The 24,217-nt window shown below is 59.5% G+C and carries 24 protein-coding genes and 1 pseudogene; 15 read left to right on the forward strand and 10 right to left on the reverse strand.

Going from position 1 to position 24,217, the window contains the following annotated elements; translation table 11 throughout:
* Positions 1-175 precede the first annotated feature (175 nt).
* The gene (locus tag ACIPSK_RS08760) at positions 176-424 is read left to right on the forward strand and encodes a hypothetical protein (protein WP_162117420.1); all 249 of its coding nucleotides are present in this window, start codon (positions 176-178) and stop codon (positions 422-424) included.
* Positions 425-441: 17 nt separating this feature from the next.
* Here ACIPSK_RS08760 and ACIPSK_RS08765 read toward each other — a convergent pair whose 3' ends face one another.
* From ACIPSK_RS08765 to ACIPSK_RS08775, 3 genes are all read right to left on the reverse strand, one after another.
* Complete coding sequence (locus tag ACIPSK_RS08765) at positions 442-609, reverse strand: hypothetical protein (RefSeq protein ID WP_162117421.1); 168 nt, start codon at positions 607-609, stop codon at positions 442-444.
* Between the two features lie 227 nt (positions 610-836).
* Positions 837-1,163 carry a hypothetical protein gene (locus ACIPSK_RS08770; RefSeq protein ID WP_017968790.1) on the reverse strand — a complete coding sequence of 109 codons (327 nt, stop codon included), beginning with the start codon at positions 1,161-1,163 and terminating at the stop codon, positions 837-839.
* A gap of 314 nt (positions 1,164-1,477) precedes the next feature.
* Positions 1,478-1,642: a DUF4167 domain-containing protein gene (locus ACIPSK_RS08775; protein ID WP_348642915.1), complete on the reverse strand. Its 165-nt coding sequence runs from the start codon at positions 1,640-1,642 to the stop codon at positions 1,478-1,480.
* Between the two features lie 22 nt (positions 1,643-1,664).
* On the opposite strand from ACIPSK_RS08775, the gene ACIPSK_RS08780 reads away from it, so the two are divergent.
* Positions 1,665-1,901 (forward strand): hypothetical protein, encoded by a 237-nt coding sequence (locus tag ACIPSK_RS08780; protein WP_162117418.1) that lies wholly within the window; start codon positions 1,665-1,667, stop codon positions 1,899-1,901.
* A 456-nt stretch (positions 1,902-2,357) separates the two neighbouring features.
* Here the strand turns inward: ACIPSK_RS08780 and ACIPSK_RS08785 are convergent, their stop codons facing one another.
* Positions 2,358-3,470, reverse strand: coding sequence for a site-2 protease family protein (locus ACIPSK_RS08785; RefSeq protein WP_162117423.1), 1,113 nt, complete (start codon positions 3,468-3,470; stop codon positions 2,358-2,360).
* A 291-nt stretch (positions 3,471-3,761) separates the two neighbouring features.
* Here ACIPSK_RS08785 and ACIPSK_RS08790 point away from each other — a divergent pair.
* A pseudogene (locus ACIPSK_RS08790) lies at positions 3,762-3,934 on the forward strand (IS630 family transposase); the annotation flags it as partial.
* Here ACIPSK_RS08790 and ACIPSK_RS08795 read toward each other — a convergent pair.
* Together ACIPSK_RS08795 and ACIPSK_RS08800 are read right to left on the reverse strand one after the other, a co-directional pair.
* Entirely contained in the window at positions 3,931-4,716 is a 786-nt protein-coding gene (locus tag ACIPSK_RS08795; RefSeq protein ID WP_162117424.1) for a slipin family protein, read from the reverse strand. The pseudogene ACIPSK_RS08790 and the gene ACIPSK_RS08795 overlap by 4 nt on opposite strands.
* A complete protein-coding gene (locus ACIPSK_RS08800) occupies positions 4,713-6,131 on the reverse strand; it encodes an NfeD family protein (protein ID WP_162117425.1) in 1,419 nt (472 codons plus the stop codon). The genes ACIPSK_RS08795 and ACIPSK_RS08800 overlap by 4 nt, the downstream gene beginning before the upstream one ends.
* Positions 6,132-6,366: 235 nt before the next feature.
* Here ACIPSK_RS08800 and ACIPSK_RS08805 point away from each other — a divergent pair, with 235 nt between their 5' ends.
* From ACIPSK_RS08805 to ACIPSK_RS08840, 8 genes are all read left to right on the forward strand, one after another.
* Positions 6,367-6,687: a helix-turn-helix domain-containing protein gene (locus ACIPSK_RS08805; RefSeq protein ID WP_162117426.1), complete on the forward strand. Its 321-nt coding sequence runs from the start codon at positions 6,367-6,369 to the stop codon at positions 6,685-6,687.
* Positions 6,684-8,705, forward strand: coding sequence for a hydrogenase 4 subunit B (gene hyfB / locus ACIPSK_RS08810; protein WP_162117427.1), 2,022 nt, complete (start codon positions 6,684-6,686; stop codon positions 8,703-8,705). Before ACIPSK_RS08805 ends, hyfB begins: the two co-directional genes overlap by 4 nt.
* Positions 8,696-9,652 (forward strand): respiratory chain complex I subunit 1 family protein, encoded by a 957-nt coding sequence (locus ACIPSK_RS08815; protein WP_162117428.1) that lies wholly within the window; start codon positions 8,696-8,698, stop codon positions 9,650-9,652. Before hyfB ends, ACIPSK_RS08815 begins: the two co-directional genes overlap by 10 nt.
* Entirely contained in the window at positions 9,652-10,317 is a 666-nt protein-coding gene (locus tag ACIPSK_RS08820) for a hydrogenase-4 component E (RefSeq protein ID WP_026154626.1), read from the forward strand. Before ACIPSK_RS08815 ends, ACIPSK_RS08820 begins: the two co-directional genes overlap by 1 nt.
* Positions 10,314-11,777 (forward strand): hydrogenase 4 subunit F, encoded by a 1,464-nt coding sequence (locus tag ACIPSK_RS08825; protein WP_162117429.1) that lies wholly within the window; start codon positions 10,314-10,316, stop codon positions 11,775-11,777. Before ACIPSK_RS08820 ends, ACIPSK_RS08825 begins: the two co-directional genes overlap by 4 nt.
* A gap of 16 nt (positions 11,778-11,793) precedes the next feature.
* Positions 11,794-13,308: a hydrogenase large subunit gene (locus ACIPSK_RS08830; RefSeq protein ID WP_162117430.1), complete on the forward strand. Its 1,515-nt coding sequence runs from the start codon at positions 11,794-11,796 to the stop codon at positions 13,306-13,308.
* A 12-nt stretch (positions 13,309-13,320) separates the two neighbouring features.
* Complete coding sequence (locus ACIPSK_RS08835; RefSeq protein ID WP_162117431.1) at positions 13,321-13,854, forward strand: NADH-quinone oxidoreductase subunit B family protein; 534 nt, start codon at positions 13,321-13,323, stop codon at positions 13,852-13,854.
* 220 nt (positions 13,855-14,074) lie between these two features.
* On the forward strand, positions 14,075-14,569 hold the full coding sequence (locus tag ACIPSK_RS08840) for a hypothetical protein (protein WP_017968806.1): 495 nt from the start codon (positions 14,075-14,077) through the stop codon (positions 14,567-14,569).
* A 94-nt stretch (positions 14,570-14,663) separates the two neighbouring features.
* Here ACIPSK_RS08840 and ACIPSK_RS08845 read toward each other — a convergent pair whose 3' ends face one another.
* From ACIPSK_RS08845 to ACIPSK_RS08860, 4 genes are all read right to left on the reverse strand, one after another.
* On the reverse strand, positions 14,664-15,257 hold the full coding sequence (locus tag ACIPSK_RS08845) for a hypothetical protein (protein ID WP_162117432.1): 594 nt from the start codon (positions 15,255-15,257) through the stop codon (positions 14,664-14,666).
* Positions 15,258-15,285: 28 nt separating this feature from the next.
* Positions 15,286-16,617, reverse strand: coding sequence for a hypothetical protein (locus tag ACIPSK_RS08850; RefSeq protein WP_162117433.1), 1,332 nt, complete (start codon positions 16,615-16,617; stop codon positions 15,286-15,288).
* A gap of 117 nt (positions 16,618-16,734) precedes the next feature.
* Positions 16,735-18,609, reverse strand: a complete 1,875-nt coding sequence (locus tag ACIPSK_RS08855) for an adenylate/guanylate cyclase domain-containing protein (RefSeq protein WP_162117434.1) — start codon at positions 18,607-18,609, stop codon at positions 16,735-16,737.
* 196 nt (positions 18,610-18,805) lie between these two features.
* Positions 18,806-19,876, reverse strand: coding sequence for a LacI family DNA-binding transcriptional regulator (locus ACIPSK_RS08860; protein ID WP_162117435.1), 1,071 nt, complete (start codon positions 19,874-19,876; stop codon positions 18,806-18,808).
* Positions 19,877-20,098: 222 nt separating this feature from the next.
* Here ACIPSK_RS08860 and ACIPSK_RS08865 point away from each other — a divergent pair, with 222 nt between their 5' ends.
* The 4 genes from ACIPSK_RS08865 to ACIPSK_RS08880 all read left to right on the forward strand — a co-directional run bounded on the left by ACIPSK_RS08865 (position 20,099) and on the right by ACIPSK_RS08880 (position 24,215).
* Complete coding sequence (locus ACIPSK_RS08865) at positions 20,099-21,049, forward strand: sugar phosphate isomerase/epimerase family protein (protein WP_162117436.1); 951 nt, start codon at positions 20,099-20,101, stop codon at positions 21,047-21,049.
* 59 nt (positions 21,050-21,108) lie between these two features.
* Positions 21,109-22,341, forward strand: coding sequence for an ABC transporter substrate-binding protein (locus ACIPSK_RS08870; RefSeq protein WP_162117437.1), 1,233 nt, complete (start codon positions 21,109-21,111; stop codon positions 22,339-22,341).
* Positions 22,342-22,443: 102 nt separating this feature from the next.
* Positions 22,444-23,331 carry a carbohydrate ABC transporter permease gene (locus ACIPSK_RS08875; protein ID WP_162117438.1) on the forward strand — a complete coding sequence of 296 codons (888 nt, stop codon included), beginning with the start codon at positions 22,444-22,446 and terminating at the stop codon, positions 23,329-23,331.
* Positions 23,331-24,215 (forward strand): carbohydrate ABC transporter permease, encoded by an 885-nt coding sequence (locus tag ACIPSK_RS08880; protein ID WP_162117439.1) that lies wholly within the window; start codon positions 23,331-23,333, stop codon positions 24,213-24,215. Before ACIPSK_RS08875 ends, ACIPSK_RS08880 begins: the two co-directional genes overlap by 1 nt.
* The last annotated feature ends 2 nt before the right edge of the window (positions 24,216-24,217 follow it).

Raw genomic sequence — 24,217 nt, forward strand, 5'->3', positions numbered from 1 at the left:
CATTGCGCGTCGGGCATATTGCCGACGGGTGAAATCAGTCCAGCCCATTGTGGTCTCCGTTCGTCCTAAGCAAACAAACAGAATCACAACTGGCTGATTTCACTCAACTCTTTTTCGGTCAGGCTCTTAGCAGCGCAACAATTTCGGCAAATGATTTCGGCAAATGGATTTACGGGTGGAAAAGACCGCCGAGCGCATCTGGCAGGTCGTTGCTACTTCGGAGCGCGGCATGAATTGGCTAAAGGCGAATTTTGCCGAAACGACAAACGCAGATGAGGATGCCTTCACAACAGACCTGATGGGCACAAACAGCTTCATGGGAAAAGCGCATGGCCACGGCTATCGAATTGAATACATTGGTCCAAATCGGGTCGTTCATTTTTGGTCCGCATTCATTGGAGAAGTAAGCACGCTCACCGGATAGAGTCAGCGAAGGAGTTATCACCCGCCACGCCCGATCCAGAACGGGCGATCGCCGAAGCAGGACGAGATTATTGCCACGTTGGTTTGCGAATCGCGGCTGCGCCGGCACAGTCCGCTGCACGAAGTGGTGCCGATCCGGACGACCGCTTCGAAGACATGGTCGAGAATGTCGATCTCGTCCTTCATACGATTGCTGCCGAGAACCAAGAAGGTTCCCGCATTCTCAAGGAAGCGACACCATAATTCTCCGCGCCCTCAGAGCCATCTTCGAGCAATGCACACTATATCGGGACCTACTACAGCGCAGTCGAACTTGCCGGGCCGCGACTTTTCCAGCCGCACATCAAACTTCATACGACGCAGAAGGCGGCCTGCGACACGAGCGAGACGGCATGTTCCGACCCGGCCGCAGGCTAGGAGGAAACCTGAACCCCAAGGTCTTCCACCTTTGCATCGAACTCATCCTCGATGTCGTTGATGGTCGGCAGGTGCAGTGCCTTGAGATCTGCATGAACTTTCTCGGCGGCAGGTGAATTAAGGTCGCGCCGAAAGTTGACGACGACCTCCTGCGCAGAACCGTAGCCTCGATAGCGCTCGATCTCCGATCGGGTCGCGTCCTGGACATGTTCCAACGTGCGTCTCTCAGCCTCCGGTCGACCGTCCGGCTTTGCCTTCATGACCGGATCGAGCGCACGCCTGACAACGAAATTCACCAGTTCCTGTTTTGCATTCCTGGCCATCATCATTCTCCCTTTCGGTTCCAACGAGGCCGCTCGTTGGTCGTCTATCGCCGTGCTAACCCACGTAGGCACCGCGGCACGGCTTCTCACAGGTTATTGATCGCTGGCGACGGTAGCCTTAGCGCCGCCGCAGCTTAGGTCGAAACTCCGCAAACACGCGACCGTTCCAAAAGCTCAGCAATATGCGTGCTTTCGCCGCCATACGGCGCCAGTTCGGCAAGAGGAAAGCGGAGTTTGACCCTGATGGACGCGCTGTTCAGGCAGACTTCCGCCGGAGCCGGTCGCACGTGCAAAAGCGGGCGTGGTGCTCGCCACTACAGATTTGTTTCCTGTGCGGCTGGCTCAATGGCCGCGACGCTGCGGAAATAATGCTCTGCATGCTGATAGTAGTTTTCGGCTTCGATCCGATCACCGGATAAAGCTCTTTCGCGGGCAAGAGCGAGATAATGCTCATAACGCTGTTTTGCGTTTCCGGCCATACGGGAAGATCTTTGAGAGCCGGTGTTTGCAGATATCTTTTTCAAGCCAATGTTAGGCGATTGCGGTCTGTTCATTGTGTGTTTTCAAGCCAGCGACGTGGCTTGCTCCTTGGTTATGGATATGGGCGAGACAGTAGAAAACGTTGAGAGCGCGGCCGTTGGCTGCGACAATCCCGGGCGATTTTTCGCGGCTGAAACCGATGATGAGCAGTTTCCTAAAAGCTTGAGCCGGAAAGTTCCTGGTTCTGCCGATGATTAGGAAGCATCTTAGTGCAATTACCGTTTCAGTTCAGAAACCTTGCACATGCCCACAAGCGACAAGACCAAACTTGGCTGCTTTGTTTCGGACTGAAATGGCCAGCGGCCCGGAGAATGGCGATGAATAAAAGCCACACAGCAAACATGTGCCTCTTCTGGCACACGACGCCTCAACCCTCGAATGGATGTTATATAAAACTGCATTATAGCCGTTTCAACCTGGAAGGAGCTGATCCCGGACTGACCGCCAAGCTGATCGACGGCCTGCCCGCGCTGCGGTCTTTCTAACCCGGCATCGCAGGCCGCTAGCGGGCAGGCAGGACCCGCGCCCGACTCAGGCGGACAGGTACTTCTCGATTTCGTTGGGCGGCAGGTTGACGAAGTTTTTGTCATGTCCCGCCACGATCCGCTGCCTGATTCCTTATCAAAGGCTCTTTGAACAAGGCCGTGGCTAATCTCACTGTTGTCTGCGCAGGCGGCCAAATCGAAAACCGCCTGATACCGCCGCGCGGACCATCATCATTTCTCCGATCGTCTCATGCGTCATGAGGCCGATGAGATGATCAGCACCGTCTACAACGGCGATGGCTGGCACATTTCCCTGCTGCATCAATCGTAGGCTCTCTTCCAGGCTCTTGCGATGATGGATTTTTGGAATATCGACGCGCATCGCGCTTACGACCGGCATGTTGGGGCCCTTGTCCTTCAAGCCCCGGATCATGTCGTCACGCGTCAGGAGACCTTCAAAACGGCCGGCAGAATCGACCACTGGAAATTCGCGTTGTGTTGTCGCAAGCAGCATCTCGATTGCCTCGTCGATACTCGCCGAACGATCGAGCCTTGCGAATTTAGTGACCATGACATCGCTGATCAGAACGCTGCCGGAGATCTCGCGGATCTGCGCATTCTGCGCCTCTGCCGCCGCGGCGAGATAGACGAAAATACCGATAAAGATCAGCAGCGGGTTATAAAAGAGACCGATGAAACCAAAGACGAACGCAAGCCCCTGTCCGATCATCGCGGCAATCTGCGTCGCACGCGACCAGGTAAGATGCGAAGCGAGAGCGGCACGCAGCACCCGGCCCCCGTCCATCGGAAAGGCGGGGATCATGTTGAAGAACAACAGAAAGATGTTGACGCCGGCGAGCCTCGTGAAGAAGCCGATCTTCGGGTCGTCGACTTCGATGATCTGCTCCACGCCCACCGATGCGCCGAGCACGAGAACGATCAGCCCGGCGATCGCCAGATTGACCAGCGGACCGGCGATGGCAATCAGCAATTCCTGATGTGGTTCTTCGGGCATGCGCTCAAGTCGGGCGACACCTCCTATTGGCAGCAAGGTAATATCCGGCGTTTTGATCCCGAAGTAGCGTGCAGCGACAATATGGCCGAACTCATGTAACACGACGCAGGCAAAGACGGATAGGATAAAGGCAATGCCCTCCCACGCCGCCGGCGCGCCGCCGATTCGATAATGCGCAAGCCATATCCAGACGAGCAGGAGCGCGAAGGTGATATGAACGCGTATCATCGTGCCGCCGACCGTCCCGATCTTGAAGGACCAACCCATCAGGCACTTCCTTCCGTTCTCACCCGCTGCCGGCAGCCTCGCGCGGCCATTCAAAGCCGCGAATACGCGTCCGCAGCGATGCAAGCGCCGAGATATCGCAATGTATACGAAAGTCGTTGTCAGACATCTGCAGGAAACACGCAGCGGCAGTTGAAGTTCCGCATGAAGGACATATACGACAGTCAGGCATGCCCAGTCTGGCCAGCGCAAACAGCCACATGGAGAGATAATGGAAATACTGGCCATCGCTATCTGGCGCCTCGCACATGCGATAGCCGCGTGGCCGCCCCCTCTCCGGACCTTAATCCCATCGAGATGGCCTTCTCCAAACTCAAGACGCTGCTGCGAAAGAAAAAGGCCAGAACTTACGACGACTTGTGGAAAGCCGTCGGAAGTCTGCGGACCTGTTCACACGGAACGACTGCTGGATCTATTTCAAAGAAGCAGGGTGCGTTGCTTGTTAATCGCCCGATGCTCTAGTTGGTGTGTCCGTCCTGGCGGCCAGGAGATGAGCTAGTTCCATCGGGAAGGGGAATATAATCGTTGAGTTCCCTTCTGCGGCAATGACGTTCAATGCGCTTAAATAGCGCAACTGCATGGCCAGAGGCTGCCGGGCCAGGATTTCGGCCGCTTCCACCAGCTTCGCCGCGGCCTGCTGCTCGCCCTCGGCATTTATGACTTTCGCACGCCGCTCGCGTTCGGCCTCTGCCTGGCGGGCAATCGCACGGATCATGGACTCGTTGATGTCGACATGTTTGATCTCGACGTTGGCGACTTTGATACCCCACGCGTCAGTTTGGGTGTCGAGCATTCTCTGGATATCTTCGTTGAGCCTGTCGCGCTCCGCGAGCATCTCATCGAGATCGTGCTTGCCGAGCACCGAGCGCAACGTCGTCTGGGCAAGCTGGCTCGTGGCTGCCATGAAATCCTCGACCTGAATCGCCGACTTTTCGGGATCGATGACCCTGAAATAAATCACCGCACTGACGCGGACAGAGACGTTGTCATGAGAGATGACGTCCTGGCTGGGTACATCGAGCACGCGTGTCCGCAAATCGACCCGCACCATCTGCTGCACGTAGGGGACGAGCAGGATCAATCCGGGGCCTTTTACGCCGGTGAATCGGCCAAGTGTGAAAACAACGGCACGCTCATACTCGCGCAGGATCTTGACCGCACTCGCGATGATAACCAGCAATAGGATGATCCCGACGACATAGAAGATAAAATCTCCAAACATGGTCATGCGCTTTTCTCCCTGCCTTCCAGCGGCCGTTGATCTCTGCGCGGCTTGCGGGCAACCTCCAGCGTTAGCCCCTCTCGAGCGATGACCGTCACATCCACTCCAACTGTGAGCCGTTCGGCGGAGACCGCCCTCCAGCGCTCTCCATGGGCGACGATGTAGCCAGTGGTGCCCGTCCAATCGGAAACTTTGCCGGAAATGCCGATCATCTGCTCCGCACCCGTCACGACGGCGTGCCGGCGCGCGGTGAATGCAAGCCGAGCGACAATGAGGCTGAACGCAAGGCCTGAAATGCCGATGCCAACCAGGACTGGACAGCTCACTTCCAAATCCGGCACATCCGTATCGAAGAGAATTGTTGCGCCTAGAACGAGCGCGACCGCACCGCCGAGGCCCAGGACGCCGAACGTCGGCGTATGCGCTTCCGCAACGAACAGCGCAACAGCAAGAACGATGAGGCCGACTCCTGCGTAACTTACCGGCAGCATGGCCAAAGCATAAAGACCGAGTAAAAGACAGATGCCGCCGACTGTTCCAGGGATCACCGCACCGGGCGTAAGAAACTCGAAGATCAGGCCGTAGATACCAATGATCATCAGGATGAGTGCCACGTTCGGATCGGCAATGACCGAGAGCAGGCGCGTCCTCCAATCGGGCTCGACGTTTTGGACGATGAGACCGGTTGTATCGAGCTGTATGTCCGCCTCTCCCACGCGCACCGTATGACCATTGGCTTGCGCCAACAGATCATCAACTGTGGTTGCGGTGAAATCGATGACTTTTTCACGTTCGGCAGCGATCGATGAAAGGCTTGCAGCGTCGCGCACCGCCCGTTCTGCCCAGTCGGCATTGCGATTGCGAAGCTCAGCCAGCCCTCGAAGATAGGCAGCCGCGTCGTTCACTGCTTTTGCCTCTGGGGCGTTGCGCGGCTGTTGCTGCTTGCGGTCACGGTCGTCGTCACCGTCGAACCCGCTCCCACCGAGGGCAATGGGCGTTGCCGCACCCAAATTGGTGCCTGGCGCCATGGCAGCGAGATGGCTGGCATATAAAATGTAAGTACCGGCGCTGGCCGCACGTGCGCCACTCGGGGCTACGAAACTCGCGACAGGCACGGACGAGGCAAGGATTGCGCGAATGATTTCCCGCATTGACGTATCGAGGCCGCCGGGTGTGTCCATTTGCAGAACGACCAGCGTCACTCCGCGTTCGTTGGCAAGCTCAAGGCTGCGTTTCACATAGTCGGCCGACGCCGGGCTGACGGCGCCATTCAATCGCAACAACAGGGCGACGCGCTCCGAACCCGCTGTCGGTGCGGCGGAAAATAGGGATGCCGAACCCAAGATGAGTGCCAGAGCGAAGATTCGAATTGCTTGTTGGCAAAACCTCCAGGATCGCACCATCGCGCGATAAATATTCATAGTTTCAAGTATACGCCAGAATCACCAAAAGATAAGCGGAAGCGTCTTGGCCACCCGCGGCTATCGCACCGCGCGCATGAGATTTTGGAGGCCGGTCGGTCGCCACCAAAGTCTTTTGCCCGTCTCGAGACCTCAGCGTGATCTTCATGTCTTCGCAATATTGATTTGAAACATCAATAAGGAGGTCGTAGACTTCGAATATCAGAGCCTGAGTAATAAAAGCGATGGTTGAATCGTGATTACTGCCGCTCAGCTGCGGGCCGCCAGGGCCCTTCTCGGTATCGACCAGCGGCAGTTGGCCGGACTGGCCGGGATTTCGGTGCCGACCATCCAGCGCATGGAGTCAAGCGCCCATGTGGTTCGCGGCAATGTGGACTCGCTCATGCGGCTGCTCGAAGCCTTGGAGACCGCTGGCATCGAGGTAATCAACGAGGGCGCGGTCAGCGAAGGTGGTGGGCGCGGGGTCCGGCTGAAGGCAACCGCCAGCGTCGAGCCCATGCAGCGGAAATCCTCCAAAATACCGGGAACAATGCGCACACCGAGGCCCCACCCATGACGCCGGCGGTCGTCATGCTATTATGTGCGACGGCTTTTTTGGGAACGGCGATCCTGGCGATCCTGGCTGCGCGGTCCGGCCGCGCGACACAGGTGATCTATGGCACAAGCCTTGTTGTTTCGAGTATCGCCTTTGCGACCGCGCTCGTCCAACTTGCTGCGGCGATCTCTCCCACCTCGACGTCAACGCTCACCCTCCCCATTGGCTTGCCGTGGCTGGGAGCCCATTTCCGGCTCGACGCGCTTGCCGCCTTCTTCCTTGTGGTCGTCAATCTCGGGGGCGCCCTCGCCAGTCTCTACGGCCTCGGCTACGGCCGTCACGAACGTGCGCCGCAACGGGTACTGCCGTTTTTCCCGGCCTTTCTCGCTGGCATGAACCTCGTAGTTCTGGCGGACGACGCCTTTACCTTCCTGCTCTCCTGGGAATTTATGTCGTTGGCCTCCTGGGCACTGGTGATGGCGCACCATCGCGACGCCGGCAACCGCAAGGCAGGTTACCTCTATATCGTCATGGCGAGCTTCGGTACCTTGGCCATGCTCCTCGCTTTCGGCCTGCTCGCCGGCCCCGAAGGCAGTTACGATTTCGCCGCTATGCGCGCTGCCGAGCACACGTCATCTACAGCCGGCATTGTGCTCATTCTCCTGTTGCTCGGCGCCGGCTCGAAGGCAGGGCTCGTGCCATTGCATGTCTGGCTACCGCTGGCACACCCGGCCGCGCCGAGCCATGTTTCGGCACTCATGAGCGGTGTCATGACCAAGGTCGCAGTCTACGGCTTCATCCGGGTTGTCTTCGACCTGCTCGGCACACCGACGGCGTGGTCAAGCGTTGTCGTGCTGGTTCTCGGCGGCGGGACCGCGGTGCTGGGCATCCTGCACGCACTGATGGAGAAGGACCTCAAGCGCCTTCTTGCCTACAGCACAATCGAGAATATCGGCGTTATCTTTGTCAGCCTCGGGCTTGCACTCGCCTTTGAGGCGAATGGCATGGGATTGGCGGCGGCATTGGCGCTCACCGCCGCCCTGTTTCACGTTCTCAACCACTCGTTCTTCAAGAGCCTGCTCTTCTTCGGCGCCGGCGCCGTGCTGGTGGCGACGGCCGAACCGGACATGGAGAAACTGGGCGGGCTCATCCATCGGATGCCGTTCACCAGTTTTGCGTTTCTTGTCGGCTGTATGGCAATCTCAGCGCTGCCGCCATTTAACGGCTTTGTCTCGGAATGGCTGGCCTTCCAGGCCGTTCTTCAAAGCCCCGAGCTGCCGCAATGGGGGCTGAAGATCATCATACCGGCTATCGGTGGCTTGCTGGCATTGTCGGCAGCACTCGCAGCTGCCTGTTTCGTCAAGGCATTCGGCGTGACCTTCCTTGGACGTCCAAGAACGCTCGTTGCCGGGCAAGCACGGGAGGTCGACCGCCTGTCACTTGCCGCCATGTTCGTGCTGGCCGCATTGTGCCTTCTCGTCGGCATTCTGCCTGGGGCGGTCATGGACAGTTTAGCCCCCGTGACGCTCTCCCTGATCGGCACCAGAATGCCGGTACAGATGGGGATCCCATGGTTGTCGATCGTACCGATCACTGAGACCCGCAGTTCCTATAATGGCCTGCTCGTTTTCCTGTTCACTGCGTTCTCGGCGTCGCTTGCGGCCTATCTCGTCCACCGCTTCGCCTCGCGGGCTCTGCGGCGGGCACCCGCCTGGGACTGCGGCTTTCCCGAGACTGATCCTGCAACGCAATATACTGCCGGCAGCTTCGCCCAGCCCATCAGGCGGGTTTTCGGGACGCTCGCCTTCCGGGCGCGCGAACAGGTTGATATGCCAGCGCCGGGCGATCTGCGGCCGGCGCGTCTTACCGTCGTATCGCGTGATCTGATCTGGGATGGGCTTTACGTGCCTGTCGTAGGCGCCGTTGTGTCTATCGCAGAAAAGCTCAATCACCTGCAATTCCTCACCATCAGGCGCTATCTAAGTCTGGTCTTCCTGGCGCTCGTCTTGCTGCTCCTGGTGCTGGCGCTATGGTCGTGATCTCCGCCCTCCTCGTCCAGGCAGTCCAGATGGCAGCGGTCGTGTTGCTGGCACCGCTGCTGACCGGCTTCATCCGCAAGGTCAAGGCGCGATTGCTGCGCAGGCAGGGGCCTTCCGTTGTCCAGCCCTACCGCGACATCCTGCGGCTTCTGCGCAAGGAAGTGGTACTGGCAGAGAATGCGTCCTGGCTGTTCCGGGTAGCCCCTTATCTGATTTTCGCTGTCACCTGGGTTGCTGCGGCGATCATTCCGACCTTCGCGACAGAGCTCATGTTCAGCTGGACCGCAGACCTGGTCGCCATCATTTCCCTGCTTGGCAGCGGGCGCTTCTTCCTGGCACTTGCCGGCATGGATGTCGGCACCAGCTTCGGCGGCCTCGGATCGAGCCGCGAGGTTATGATCGCGACGCTTGCCGAACCGGCGATGCTGCTCATCATCTTTACGCTTGCGCTTGTCGCCGGCTCGACCCAGCTTTCCACCATCGCCGCCTTCATGACCTCTCCACAGGTGGGGTTACGGGTTTCGCTTGGGATCGCGCTGATCGCTCTGATCATGGTGGCGATTGCCGAGAATGCCCGCATCCCAGTCGACAACCCGGCAACACACCTCGAACTCACCATGGTGCATGAGGCCATGGTGCTAGAATACTCCGGCCGTCATCTCGCGATGATCGAACTGGCCGCGTCTCTCAAGCTGCTGCTCTACATCTCCCTGATCGCCTGCATGTTTGTCCCCTGGAAACTTGCAGTCCCGGGGGCGGGCTCCGCCGCATATCTGGTCGGCCTGCTCGCCTACCTCGCCAAGCTTGCGGTCGGCGGCATGCTGCTTGCCCTGTTCGAAACCGCCACCGCCAAGATGAGGATCTTCCGGGTGCCGGAGTTTCTGGGTGCGGCACTCATGCTTGGCCTGCTCGCCACCCTCCTGCTGTTTGTCTCGAGGAGCCTGTGATGAGCGGTCTTGTTTTCGATATTGCCCACATGCTTGCCGGCGGTCTGGTCCTGGTCAGCATGATGATGCTGTATCAGGATCGCCTTTATGCGCTGCTCAACGTTTTTGCGCTGCATTCGCTTGTGCTGACGCTGTCGGTGGCCTGGCAAGCTTTCGTCCAGGATGCTCCACATCTCTACCTGACGGCGGCGATTGCGCTTGTCTTCAAGGCCGTCATCATCCCCGTGGCGCTCCACCGCATGATCCGGCAACTCGGCATCCACCGTGAGATCGAGACCGTCGTCGGCATCGGCCCGACAATGCTGGCCGGTATCGGACTTGTCGCACTGGCGATGGTGGTCATGCTGCGCGTCACGCCTGAAGCCAATCCTTTGGCGCGCGAAGATCTTGCCTTCGCGTTGTCAGTTCTGCTGCTCGGGCTTCTGGTGATGGTCACGCGCCGCAATGCCGTCAGCCAGGTCGTCGGGTTCATGTCGCTCGAGAACGGGCTGGTGCTCGCTGCGACCGGCGCAAAGGGCATGCCGCTGGTCGTCGAGATCAGCGTCGCCTTCTCGATCCTGATCGCCTTCATCGTGATCGGCGTCTTCCTGTTTCGAATCCGCGAACGGTTCGACACCGTCGATGTCCGTGCGCTCGATGATTTCAAGGGAAGAAGGCGGAAATGAACGATTTCTTCCCCGTTCCGGCCTTCGATGCGGTCACGGCCGTTCTTCTGATACCGGTCGTTGCGGCGGCCATGCTGGCGCTCCTGCCCGGCTACCGGCTGACGGCCCGGCTGAACGTCGTCGCGAGCCTGCTGACCCTGCTTGCCGCTCTTTCGCTGCTCGTGACCACAAGGCCGATACCGGGACTGTATCTCCTCGTCGACGATCTCAATATCGTCTTCATCGTCCTCAACGCCTTCGTCGGCTTCACCACCAGCATCTTCAGCGCCAGCTACATCGCACATGAACTGGAAACCGGCCGGCTGACGCCCGCGAACCTTCGCTTCTATCACGCTATGTATCAGACCATGATGTTCGGCATGAACCTCGCCTTCGTGTCGAACAATATCGGTCTGATGTGGGTCGCCGTCGAGCTTGCGACGCTGACGACCGTGCTGATGGTCGGCATCTACCGCACGCACGAAGCGCTTGAGGCCGCGTGGAAATATTTCATTCTGGGAAGCGTCGGCATCGCCTTTGCGCTGTTCGGCACCATTCTCGTCTATATGGCGGCACAGCCAGTCGTCGGCGAAGGCTATGACGCCATGGTCTGGACCTTCCTGATCGAGCACGCTGCCGCCTTCGACCCTGCTCTCCTCAATGTCGCCTTCGTGTTTCTGCTGCTCGGCTATGGCACCAAGGTCGGTCTTGCGCCGCTGCATGCCTGGCTGCCCGACGCGCATGCCGAGGGGCCGACGCCGATCTCGGCGGTGCTCTCCGGCCTCCTTCTGAATGTCGCGCTCTATGCCGTTCTGCGCTTCAAGATACTGCTTGCCGCCAGTCCCGAGGCGATCGCCCCCGGTCCGTTGATGATGACGATGGGGCTCATATCGCTCGTCTTCGCCGCGTTCATGCTCTATCGCCGCCGCGACATCAAACGCCTGTTCGCCTATTCCTCCATCGAGCATATGGGCATCATCGTCTTTGCCTTCGGCTTGGGCGGGCCGATCGCCAATTTCGCCGGGCTGCTGCACATGGTCATGCACTCGCTCACCAAATCGGCGATCTTCTTTGCCGTCGGCCACATCGCACAGATCAAGGGAACGCAAAGGCTTTCCAGCATTCGTGGCCTCACCGAAACGCATCCGGGACTCGGCTGGGGGCTGGTGATCGGCGTCGTTGCCATTGCCGGCCTGCCGCCGCTGGGGATTTTCATGAGCGAGTTCCTGGTCGTGAGCTCCACCTTTGCCCGTCAGCCCCTGCTCGCCCTTCCGCTCGTCTTCGGCCTTCTGATCGCCTTCGGTGCTTTGTTGCTGCGGCTCACCGGCGTTGCCTTCGGACAGCCGCGCGGCAGCACCGCGCCGGCCGAGGCTTCCTACATACCGATGTATTCCCATCTGGCGCTCGTGCTGGGCGCAGGCATTTACCTGCCGCCGCCGCTGGTCGCCTGGTTCCAGCATATAGCCAACCTTCTTCGATGATGGGGAGAGCCGTTCGATGCCAGCGCTGACCGATCTCATTCTGGAAGGCCGTCCGGTTCAACACCATCGCCCCTGGCAACGCGCGACCGTCGATCCAAAGGCCTGGGCATCGGCAACGGCGGCACTCGCGCAAGGGCGCTGGACCTTGCTTGGGCTTTGGGGCGAAACCGCAGCAGTCCACATGGCGTTGCTGGAAGAGCCAACAGGCATGATCGGCGTCATCACTCTGGAAGGACTGGAAGGCGGCTATCCCTCTGTCGCGCAATACCATCCGCCGGCCCTCCGGCTAGAGCGCGCCATTCACGATTTGGTTGGGTTGGTCCCGCAGGGTTTGCCCGATCCGCGCCCATGGCTCGATCACGGCCGCTGGGGCCTGCGGTTTCCACTGGGCGACCGACTTCCCCCTGCACCCGAAACCGCTCCTTATGCGTTCCTGCGCGCAGAGGGTGACAGCCTGCACCAGATCCCGGTCGGGCCGGTGCATGCCGGCATCATCGAGCCGGGGCATTTCCGCTTCACGGCCAACGGCGAGACGATCGTCCGCCTCGAAGAGCGCCTCGGATATGTCCATAAGGGGATCGAGACGCTCATGACGGGCGCAAGCCTCGACCGGGCGGTGCAACTTGCTGGACGAACGTCCGGCGACAGCACGGTCGCCTATGCCTACGCGTTTTCGCGGGCGGTCGAGGCGGCCGTGCAGCTTGAGGTGCCGCCGCGCGCCATCTGGCTGCGCGCGCTGATGGCCGAGGTCGAACGGCTGGCCAACCATCTCGGCGACATTGGCGCCATCTGCAACGACGCTGCCTTTCCACTCATGCACACGCATTGCGGTGTGCTGCGCGAGCGCCTGCTGCGTGCGGCCGACATTGCGTTTGGCCATCGCCTGATGCGCGACCGCATCACGCCCGGCGGCGTTACCGCCGATCTGAATCACAAGGGGGCGGCTGCTCTGCGGGCTGTGGCCACCGAGATCGGGCAGACGTTCCCGGCCTTGGTCGAACTCTACGACAACACCGCCTCGCTTCAGGATCGAACGGTTGGCACCGGCATCCTCAGTCCGGACCTTGCCCGTCAGTACGGTGCCGGCGGCTATGTCGGGCGGGCCTCCGGGCGCAGTTTCGACGCCAGGCGCGGGGCCTGCTACCCGCCCTACGACAGCCTTCGTTTCGAGGTTCCCGTGCTGGGCGAGGGCGATGTCAATGCCCGGGTCTGGATCCGCATTCGCGAGGTTGAACAGTGCCTGTCGCTGATCGCCCAGATCCTGGATCAACTGCCGGCTGGCCCGGTGTGCATCGATATTCCGGATATTGCTGAAACACACGAAGGTCTGGCCCTTGTTGAAGGTTTTCGCGGCGATGTGCTGGTCTGGCTCCGCCTCGCCGAAAACGGCAGGATCGACCGATGCCATCTGCGCGACCCATCCTGGTTCCAATGGCCGCTTCTGGAAGCTGCGATCGAGGACAATATCGTCGCCGATTTTCCTCTCTGCAACAAATCGTTCAACTGCTCCTATTCCGGTCATGATCTCTGAAGGCAGGCACTCATGCGCAAACTCCTCTTCGAAAGCCTGATCCGCGTGCCCCTGACCGAACGCGCTCCTTCCCGCTCGGACGCTGCTATGGAAGAGCTGGCGTCCGCCATCGACAAGGCTGCCCGCCGCCATCTCGGCCGCAGTCTGTCGATCCGCGCCGTCGACGCCGGCTCCTGCAATGGCTGCGAACTGGAGATGCACGCTCTTAGCAATGCTTTCTACGACATCGAGCGCTTCGGGATTCGCTTCGTCGCCTCCCCGCGACACGCTGATGTGCTGCTGGTCACCGGGCCGGTAACCGGGAACATGCGCGAGGCCTTGGAGCGGACATATAACGCCACGCCTGATCCAAAATGGGTTGTCGCTTTGGGTAGCTGCGCGCGCGACGGCGGCTGCTTTGCGGATAGCTACGCCGTTGTAGGCGGGGTTTCGGCAGTCATACCGGTAGATCTCCATCTTCCGGGCTGCCCGCCATCACCGACAGACATCCTCAAAGGTTTGCTCGCGCTGCTCGAACATGTGACTATGGGAACCCACGCTTCGTGATGGCAATCTCCAATGGTTCGACTTTTCCAAGCTGGGCTTATCGCCATAGGTGCTCGGTTCGTCGCCGCGACAATGACGGTGCTTGCGGCTGTTCGACACCGGATCTATCCACCAACTTCAGCACGTCGGTCGCGCAAGAGCAGGCTCAATACCTCCGAGGAAGATCTGACTACGCGCCGGGGTATAGACGCGGTCCTATAATTTTTACCGGCGAGATGAAATGGAATCCACGGAACAGCAAAGCGCTTTCGAAAGCGCCGCGTCCGGAATGATCTACACTTTACCGCGGCGCCCCTCCGTTGCAGGTCGATCGGCTGCGGCGAACGACGCGGCCAAGGCGACGGGTTTGGGGGTATGCATCGAGACGCCGACGCAGCAGGTCGTGGCCGGCGAAGTCGTGGACCGTCAGCTCGCTATTGACGTGATCTCTCGAAAATCAGACGATCAAAAATCCCTGTATGGCACTCTTCTGGCCATTCAGTTCTATTACAACCCACAAGGGTGGGTCGGGCGTCGTTTTGGTGGTGTCGGTGGGCTTGGCGCCAAGCGCCGGCTGGGCGACGACCGGCCATACCTTGTCCGTACTCGTAGCAGAATGATCTGGAAGTACTTCGACAGCAACTCTCTCGCTGCCGTCCTCCTTGGTAGATACATATACATCCATCCCCTCACCAAAGCCGGAGCCTATGATTTTAAAGGGCGTTCGAACAAGTAATGGAGCAACTAAGGTCTCCGGCTCGAGGCGCTTGATTTTAACTTTAGGGCTTGCGGTTGGCATGTCATCCTCCCTAGTCCGTCTTTACATTGGATTAGTCGTTGTCGCCTGATCTTCGAGGAATGAACCCGCCTGACCTTGACATCACGCCACCAGAGCGGGACAGGGCACCGCCCGATCTGGACATTGCGCCGCTCGCCATGCCTCGGGGATCAGCAGAAACCTCGGCCGACAGCAGGATTTGCTCAAGGGTTCCCGTCTCGGCATCGAGTCTCATTGAGACATCGCCTTTGTCATAAATCCAGACCCTCATGTCCTTAGCCAGAGCTCCGAGTTGGGAACCAAGGCCGGTTCGTGCACTCGAACCAGGGGAACGATACAATCTGTCATACTCGATATCACCACCCACATTCCTCGGGGGTGGATCGTCAGGATCGGCTCCGGGGCCGTGGACAACGAAGATGGCTGGTCGACCAAGTTCAATGAACGCTCCCTCGAAGGAGAAAGCAAATATTCGCGCCAGAACCGCGTCGGCTGCACCGAGCTGGTCCCTCAGAAAGTTATTTCTTCCTGCTATTGGCACGCTTAGATTCTGATAAATGGGTCCGCCTCTGAGAATCAGATCGCTCAGTGGGCGCCCGAACAGATGTATCGCTGATACGCCAAGTAAAGTTTCGTTGTCTGCCACGTCTCCCTCCGTCTAGTTGATTGTTGAATTATTGGCCGCTCATTGATCTCGACAGCAGAACTTTCTCGCGATAGTTCATCTTCGGAAGCTCCAGATAATCTATCGGCAGTAACGTCCGCGCAGAGAGGACATGGCTGCGATGTTCGCCGCCTTTGAGGTGCGCGCCGGCGTGCAACTCGCCGATCGCCCGTTGCCCGAAGTTTCTGCTGATGATTCTTGCGAATTGGCCGCCACTTTCATTCCGATCAATCGCAAGCATCGTCCTTGCGACATCGCCGTAGTCCAGAAAGTCGGGAGCAAGAGCCCACAAGGTTTCCGCCAGATACGTCCCGACGATATCGCGTGCGTCGAGCAGTGCTTCGATAAAACCATCTGGGTTGCGCCCGAAATCGCGATCGAAAGCATGCTGCACGGGCGCCTCGGCAGCCGGATCGAACTCGGCAATATCTGCGAGATCCTCAACGGCAGGCGAGATCAAGCCGCGCGCCACCAGGCTTTCATGAAAGATGTCGACGAGGATATCGAATATCGCACCGGTGAGTGGTTGCGAGAGCTCGTGCTCGTCCTTCCACCCACGAGCGAACTCGGCCATCGTCCTTTTGTTGTTTGCAGACCGTATCTGCCGATGCGGCGAAAATTCCGAAAAGCGCGCAAGGCGATTTGCGCGGTAGAGGTTACCCCGCGTCTCCGCGAGAACATTGTCGATCACGGACGGAAAATGCATGGCCGCGATCAGCGACACGCAGTCGGAGAAGGCCTCCTGGAAGCCAAGATATTCGGGGTACTCGGTCCCCGGGTGCGGTACGCCCAGTACGCTGAAGATGATCGCGTGCCCCACCTCATGAGCGATAACGTCGAAATCCAGGCTGAAGGGAAGGACGTGCCCGTCATTTTCGAACTGGCTCCCAACTTCGAGGAAACCATAGCCGTACTGAGCGTTGTCCCATCGCGGCAGGATCGAGATTTCCAGACGGTCATAATGATCGCGAAAATGCCAGGTGAGCGGTTGGCCGAGATAGCGCTCCCACACATCCAGGGTGAATCGCACGCAACCAAAAACATGCGCGGCTTCGAAGCCAGCCATCGAAGGCCGGAGATAGTCGAAATTGCCGCACTCGTCGGGGGTGGCCGGCTCGATGATTTTCCCGGTCCAGGGCGGCAGATACATGTACGGCGTTCCGAGCGGCCCGCGGTTCACACCGTAAGGACCGATCTTGCCGACCGGTTCCACAACGAACATGCGGTTGTCGGCCGGACCAGCTGTCAGGCTACCCAGCGGAGACGATACTTCAACAATCTCAGGACTAGACCGAGCATCTTCAAATGGAGGCTGTACAAAAAGTCTAAACTGGGTGCCCATTCGCTCTCCCCTCAAAAGACTTTTATGATTGCCATTTTAAGTTGACATTCGGCGCTCGCAAGAATTTTAGCAAGTAATAAAATAGAATTAGAAACAGCCTGCCAGATGTACTTGGCGTTATTCAGACAGCTCAACCAATCTCGAATAGCGCGGGTGATTGCGAATGGTATCGAGGTCGGAATCGTTCTTGAACCAGAGCCTCATTTCTCCGCCGACCTGAGGCATCCATACCTCAAGCACGTCAATCGCGCGGTCGATCTCGCCAAGTAGCGCATAAGTGCAGGCGGCATTGTATTGAATGTTTATGTCGTTGGGATCGGTTGCCAGGGAGCGAGCCAACCATTCCAGTGCCTGATCGCGCTCACCGAGAAATGCCAGTACGGTCGCTCCAAGACAGGCAACATTGGCGTTCTCGGGGTGTAGCCGCATTTCTTGGTCAGCCCTTTTTATCCCGATTCGCGCAAAGCTCTCGGCTTTGTCTGCCTGTCCTAGGGAACGAAAGACGTGTACGAGCATGATCGGCGCGCCGTAATCCCCAGGCTTGATTTCCATCGCACGCTGAAAGTAGGTGGCCGCCAGTTCGAACTGACCTTCGGTAACGCAAAATTCGGCATAGTATCGATTGGCTTCGTGGCAATTGGGGCCGAGCAACAACGCCTGCTGAAATGCAGAAACCGCCTCGGCGCGATTTCCGGCGACCGCCAAAGCAAGCCCTTTGGCCGCATGTGCCTCCGCCAGATTTGGATCAATAGCGAGGGCCTTCGCTGTATTAGCAAGAACGTCATCCACCGGAATTTGAACGCCAAACTGGGACAACAGACGCGCATCACAAACCGCGACGCCCGCATAGGCGCGGGCATAGCCCGGGTCCAGTTCGATGGCTCTGGCAAAACTCTGCCTGGCCATCAGATGGTTTGAGCGAGAGGCAATGTGAAGGTACTCGCGCCCCCTTAGATAGTGCGTATAAGCTTCCACGCTTTCTGTCGGCGTCTGCTCGATTGCCTTCTTTTCCTCCGGGAGCAGCTTGACCTTTAGTTGCTCGACGATCGCCTTGGTAATCTCGTCCTGGACTTCGAAGATGTCGGTGAGGTCGCGGTCGTAGCGCGCGGCCCACATGTGGCCGTCGCTCGCTGCGTCGATCAATTCAGCATTGATCCTCATATGGTTGCCGGCCTTGCGGACGCTGCCCTCTACGACATAGGCAACCCCGAGTTCCCTGGCGATGCGCTGCAGGTTCTCGCTGCGGCCTTTCCATGTGAAGACAGTGTTGCGGCTTAGTACAAACAGGCCTGAAACATTCGATAGGTCAGTGATGATGTCCTCGGTGATGCCGTCGCTGAAAAACTCCTGGGCGGGATCGTTGCTGATGTTGGCAAACGGCAGGATGGCAACCGATGGCTTGTTGATGGGTGCCTGCGTGTGGCCGCTTGCGGTAAGCGGCACCTCCTCGCTGGAGGCGACATTGCCCCAATCGGCAAAATAGACATGGACCGGACGGGAAATGTTCTTGACGGTCTTGGCGCCCTGGTCTGCGAAATTGAGATCGAGCTTGTTTCCGACTTCGTGGCGCACAGCCGCCGAACAGGCAATGCCGCCAGGATCTGCAAGGGCTTGTAGCCGGACCGCCACATTGATGCCGTCCCCATGAAAGTCATCCGCATCGAAGATGATATCGCCCAGGTTCAAGCCTATTCGAAACGCAAAGTGCCGGTCCGCTGGAATCCCCATGTTGCGCTCCAGCATGCCGCGCTGGATTTCGACTGCGCATCGTGCAGCACTGAGCACGCTGCCGAACTCGACCAGGAAACCATCGCCCATCACCTTGATTATACGCCCGCCGTGGCTGGCGACAGCGGGATCGAAGAGCTCGCGGCGATGCTGACGAAGGGCATCAAGCGTCTCCTCTTCGTTTGCCTCCAGGAGACGGCTGTAGCCCACCACATCGGCAGCCAGGATAGCCGCCAATCGGCGCTCGACAAGCTCTGCGCACATGCCCGTCTCCCCAACGTGCTGGTGGCAATATTACTCAGTTCTAGAAGCTGGCCGGTCATGTTGCCGGACGATTGTATTACTGACAACTAAAATATGTACCTGTCGCCGAACCGACAGTTATATCTTCCGGATTTGGCCATCTGGCATCGGCGACTTCGACTACCGGCACCCCCGGCATTCGCCGAAGCCGGCTCCGTCAGCTCTTCGGAGCGGCGATGCTCTCCCTCGGGATAAGGCTGCTGCGGATGACGGTACGCACCGTCGCCTCATTCTGCGTCTGGCCAATGGCGCCGAGCAGGAGATCCACCGCCGCGCGTCCCATCTCTTCCACCGGCTGCTTGATCGTCGAGAGCGGCGGCGAACAGAATTCGCAGACCGGGGAGCCGTCGAAGGAGACGACGGACAGATCACCGGGAATGCTCACGCCTCTCCGCTGGACACGGCTGACAAATGAAATGGCCATATCGTCGCTGGTCGCGATGACCGCCGTCGGCTTTTCCGTCAATTTGGCGAAATCGTCCGCCGCCTGGACGCCGATGTCGAAGCCGTGCTGATAATCGAGATGACCGCCCGAGCGACGCACCGAGCCCTCGGACAATCCAGCCGCCTCGAGCGCCTCGAGCACACCGCCATAACGCTCGACATCGTGATAATTGCCTTCAGGCCCTGCAAGATAGAAGAACCGTCTATGACCCAATCGGATCAGTTCGGCGGTGACGTCGCGCACAGCCTCGCGGTCGTTCGTGATGACGCTCTGCAGGCCGGCATCGCTCATGTCGAGCAGCATCGACACGATCGGCAGACCGGAATTTGCCAGCGAGCGCCCGTCGACCTCCGGAAGCTTCGACGACAGGATGATGGCCCCGCGCACGCTGCCGCCAAAGGCGAGGTCGAGAATATGCCGTTCGGAAATTTCGTCGCGATCGAGGTTGGCGATCATCAGGTTGTAGCCGCCCTGGATCAGCGACTTGTTGATGCTCTGCAGCACCTGCGGAATGATCTGGGAAGCGCCGTAGTAGAGCGATCCCGGCAGGATGATCATGATGATGTTGGACTTGCCGACCCTGAGGCCGCGCGCCATGGCGTTCGGCGTGTAGCCCAATTGCCTGGCTGCGGCATTGATCTTGGCGCGCGTCTTCTCGTTGACCCGTCCGGGATTGGCGAGCGCTCGGCTGACTGTCGATATCGCAACGCCGGCGAGCCGCGCGACATCGGCCATCAATGCGCCTGATGGCTCCTCTCCCACCACAGCCTTGTTTTTGTTCATGTTTATTTCGGTCTCCCGGATGCTTCGATTTGCAACTTTAAGGCAGGCGGCGATTCATAGCAAACGTTTGCCAAAAACCGCTTGCTTAAAAAACCGGCTTGGATATTATCTAGTCATGGCAAACGATTGCCATTTCTTAATGCGTTGAAAATCCATGGCTTATTGGATGCGGAACGGCTCTTCCGCACGCGGGTAGGTCATGCCTCGATAAATGGACAGGTTATGGCTGCTGACAGGCTGCGCTTCGGCGTCGATCTCGTGACATTCTTCCATCCCGGCTTCTGGGGCGTCGACAGCCATGATGCGATCGTCGACTATGCCCGCGCCGAACCGCGTGCCTTCTGGGACAAGATACTCGACAGCGTCCAGGCTTCCGGCGTTACCGGTGTCGAGCTGACCTTCTCTCCCTTCAACTGGCAGGATGCGATCAAGACCTACGGTTCCGTCGAAGCCTTCGCAGCCGAGCTGGCACGACGCGGTCTGACGCTGTGCAGCGGCTTCTTAGCGGAACTGGAGGCGGCCGGCGACTTTGCCCAGCCCGAGGCCCAGCGCGCGCTGATCGACAAGGCGGAACGATATGCCGATTTCCTGAAAGCCTGCGGCAGCGACATCATGGTGATCGGCGCCCCCTTGCGCCAGACGCTCGGTGCCCAGCCAGTACAATTCTACGATTTCGACCGCGCCAAGGTGATCGCCGATTTCCTGAACCGGCTCGGCGCGACCCTCTATGCCAGGGGCGTGCGGCTGGCGCTCCACACCGAGGCGCATTCGATCTTTGCGGCGGCGCGTGACGTCGACCTGATGATGCTTTTGACCGACCCGGCTTATGTGCACATGTGCCCGGACACGGCCCATATCATCGTTGCCGGCTCCGATCCCATCCAGCTGGTCGATCGCCATCACGAGCGCATGATCATCGCCCATTGGAAGGATGCGATCGGCCCCATGCCCGCCGACACGCCGATCGACAAACATATCCATGAACGCCACCAGCCCTATTTCTGCAGCTTCGGCCTCGGACAGGTCGATTGGCCGGCCTGGATCCGGCTGCTGCGCGACCGGGCCTATGAAGGCTGGGCGATCCTCGAACTCGATGCCGCGCCCGATCCCGTCCGCGACATCGCCTACGGGCTCACGCTCGTCCGGCAGGCGCTCCTGCCGATCTATCGCTGACAGTCATCCCTAAGACAACAAAACGCCCCGCAAAGAGGGCATTTTCAAGAGGTGGAACAATGAAGAATATGATGAAGCTTTTTCTTGCCGGCGCCGCAATCGTCGGCCTATCCGCCTCGGCTCATGCCGAGGACAAGCCGACGATCGAGATCATGTCGTCCTGGACGTCGGGCGGCGAAGCGGCTGCCCTCAACGTCATCAAGACCGAGTTCGAAAAGCGCGGCGGTGTCTGGAAGGATTCCTCGATCGCCGGCTTCGGCGCGGCCGATGCCGCCTTCCAGAACCGTATCGTCGCCGGTGACGCGCCCGGCGCCAAGCAGGGCGTCATCGGTCTCGCTGCCGCAGATTTCATCAACCAGGGACTGTTCAATCCAATTGACGACGTGGCCGCCGCCGGCAAATGGGCTGACGCCCTGCCGAAATCGATCCATGATCTGATCTCCTATGACGGTAAGGTCTACCTTGCGCCGACCGGCGCCCATGGTGAAAGCTGGATCTTCTATTCGAAGGAAGCCTTCGAGAAGGCCGGCATTTCGCAAGAGCCGAAGACCTGGGACGAGCTCTTTGCCGATTTCGACAAGATGAAGGCTGCCGGCATCGTTCCGGTTGCCTGGGGCGGCCAGCCCTGGCAGCAAACCAAGGTCTTCAACATGATCCTGCTCTCGCAGGTGGGGATCGACGGCTTCCTGAAGATCTATGTCGATAAGGACAAGAGCCCGGCATCCGTCGAAGGCGTGAAGAAGACCCTTGAGATCCTCGGCAAGCTGCGTGGCTATGTCGATGCGGGTGCTGCCGGCCGCAACTGGAACGACGCGACCGCCATGCTGATCACCGCCAAGGCCGGCGTGCAGTTCATGGGCGACTGGGCCAAGGGCGAATTCACCGTTGCCGGCAAGGAGCCGGGCAAAGACTATGGCTGCATGATCGTGCCGGAGTCGAAGGGCATGGTCTACATCGCCGACGCCCTCTGGTTCCCGAAGACCGGCAAGGCCGAGACCGACAAGGCACAGAAACTTCTCGCCGAAGTCGTCATGGACCCGGCCGTCCAGGTCGAATTCGCGCTCAAGAAGGGTTCGGTTCCGATGCGCTCCGACGTCGACAAGTCGAAACTGGACGTCTGCGCCCAGAAGGGTGTCGAGCTGATGGCCGCGGGTGCGATCGTGCCGGATCAGGCAATCGTGCTGACGCCCCAGCAGGTCGGCGCGCTCGACGACTTCGTCGACGAATACTGGAGCGGCGGCTCGAATGATACGGCCTCCGCAGCCGCGAATTTCTTCGCCATCTTCGAGTAGGATAGCGACTGTGGCGTCGGCCTGATGTCGACGCCACAGCTGCCGGCCGCCGCCTCGCGCGGCGGTGCGAGCCCTGCTTTCCACCCGTCAACGAGCTGGCCGATGTCCATCAAACGCAAGCCCAATCTTTCCGCCACCATCGCCCTTTTGCCGACATGGTTTGTTGCGGTCGTGGTCTTCATCGGCACCATGGCCTGGTCGATCCGCCTGTCCTTCACCAATTCGACGCTTTTTCCGTCCTCGACCTATGTCGGCTTGGCGCAGTATTCGAAGCTCTTCTCTTCCGCCAAGTGGCTGGCATCGCTGCAAAACGTGTTGATCTTCGGCGTCCTTTACGTCGCAGGCTGTTTGCTGCTCGGCTTCCTGTTGGCCGCGGCGCTGGACCGCAAGATCCGCTTCGAAAGCGCCTTCAGGACCATATTCCTTTATCCCTACGCCATGTCCTTCGTGGTGACCGGGCTGATCTGGCAATGGATGCTCAATCCGACGCTCGGCATCCAGGCAAGCGTGCGCTCGCTCGGCTGGGAAAGCTTCGTCCTCGACTGGGTGGTCAATCGCGACATGGCAATCTATGCGCTGGTGCTTGCCGGCGTGTGGCAGGGCGCGGGGCTCGTCATGGTCATTGCGCTCGCCGGCATGCGTGGCATCGAAGGCGAGCAATGGAAGGCGGCGCGGATCGACGGCATTCCCGTCTGGCGGATCTATGTCTCGATCATCCTGCCCCAGCTCGGGCCGGCGCTGGCGGCGGCCGGCATGCTGCTCGCCATGGGCGTGATCAAGACCTACGACATCGTCGTCGCCATGACCAATGGCGGCCCCGGCAATGCGACGGAGGTGCCGGCGAAATTCATCATGGACAATCTGTTCGGGCGCCAGAACCTTGGCCTCGCCACGGCTGGCGCGACGGTGCTTGTCCTCGGCGTGATCATCGCAGTCGTCCCGTTCCGCTATGCAATGCACATGCGTGGCAAAGCAAAGGGGGCCGCGTGATGACCCGTCCTAATCCGAATGGCCCGAAGCCGGCACAGATCACCGCCGGGCGCATCGGCCTCTATGCCTTCCTTGTCGTCGCAGCACTTTTCTTCCTTCTGCCGCTCTACACCATGGTCGTCACCTCGCTGAAGTCCATGGACGAAATCCGGCTCGGGCAGATCTTTGCCCTGCCAGCCACGCTCGATTTCTCCGCCTGGGCTACCGCCTGGTCGGGCGCCTGCATGGGAACGGTCTGCGTCGGCATTCGCAGCGGCTTCTGGAATTCGGTGGCGATCACCCTCCCCTCGGTGGCGATCTCGGTCTTCATCGGCGCCGTCAATGGCTATGCGCTGTCGCTCTGGCGGCCGCGCGGGGCAAACCTGCTTTTTGGCCTACTGATGGCCGGCGGCTTGATCCCCTACCAGATCTTCCTCTATCCGATGGTCCGGGCGATGGCGAATATCGATCTCTATAATTCGCTCGCCGGTATCATTCTCGTGCATATCATCTTCGGCCTGCCGCTGGTGACGCTGCTCTTCCGCAACTATTTCGTCAGCGTGCCGGAGGAACTGTGCAAAGCGGCGCGCGTCGACGGCGCGGGCTTCTGGCGCATCTTTTTCGAGATCATGCTGCCCATTGCCGTGCCGATGGTCGTGGTGGTGTCCATGCTGCAGTTCACCGGCATCTGGAACGACTTCCTGCTCGGTCTCGTCTTTGCCGGGCGCGACAACCTGCCAATGACCGTGCAGCTCAACAATATCGTCAACACCACCATGGGCGAGCGGACCTACAACGTGAACATGGCGGCGACGATCCTCACCGCCATCGTTCCGCTTGCCATCTATTTCCTGTCCGGCCGCTGGTTCGTGCGCGGCATCGCGGCCGGCGCAGTCAAGGGGTAACG

It is taken from the genome of Rhizobium sp. LARHSG275, from assembly GCF_052871115.1.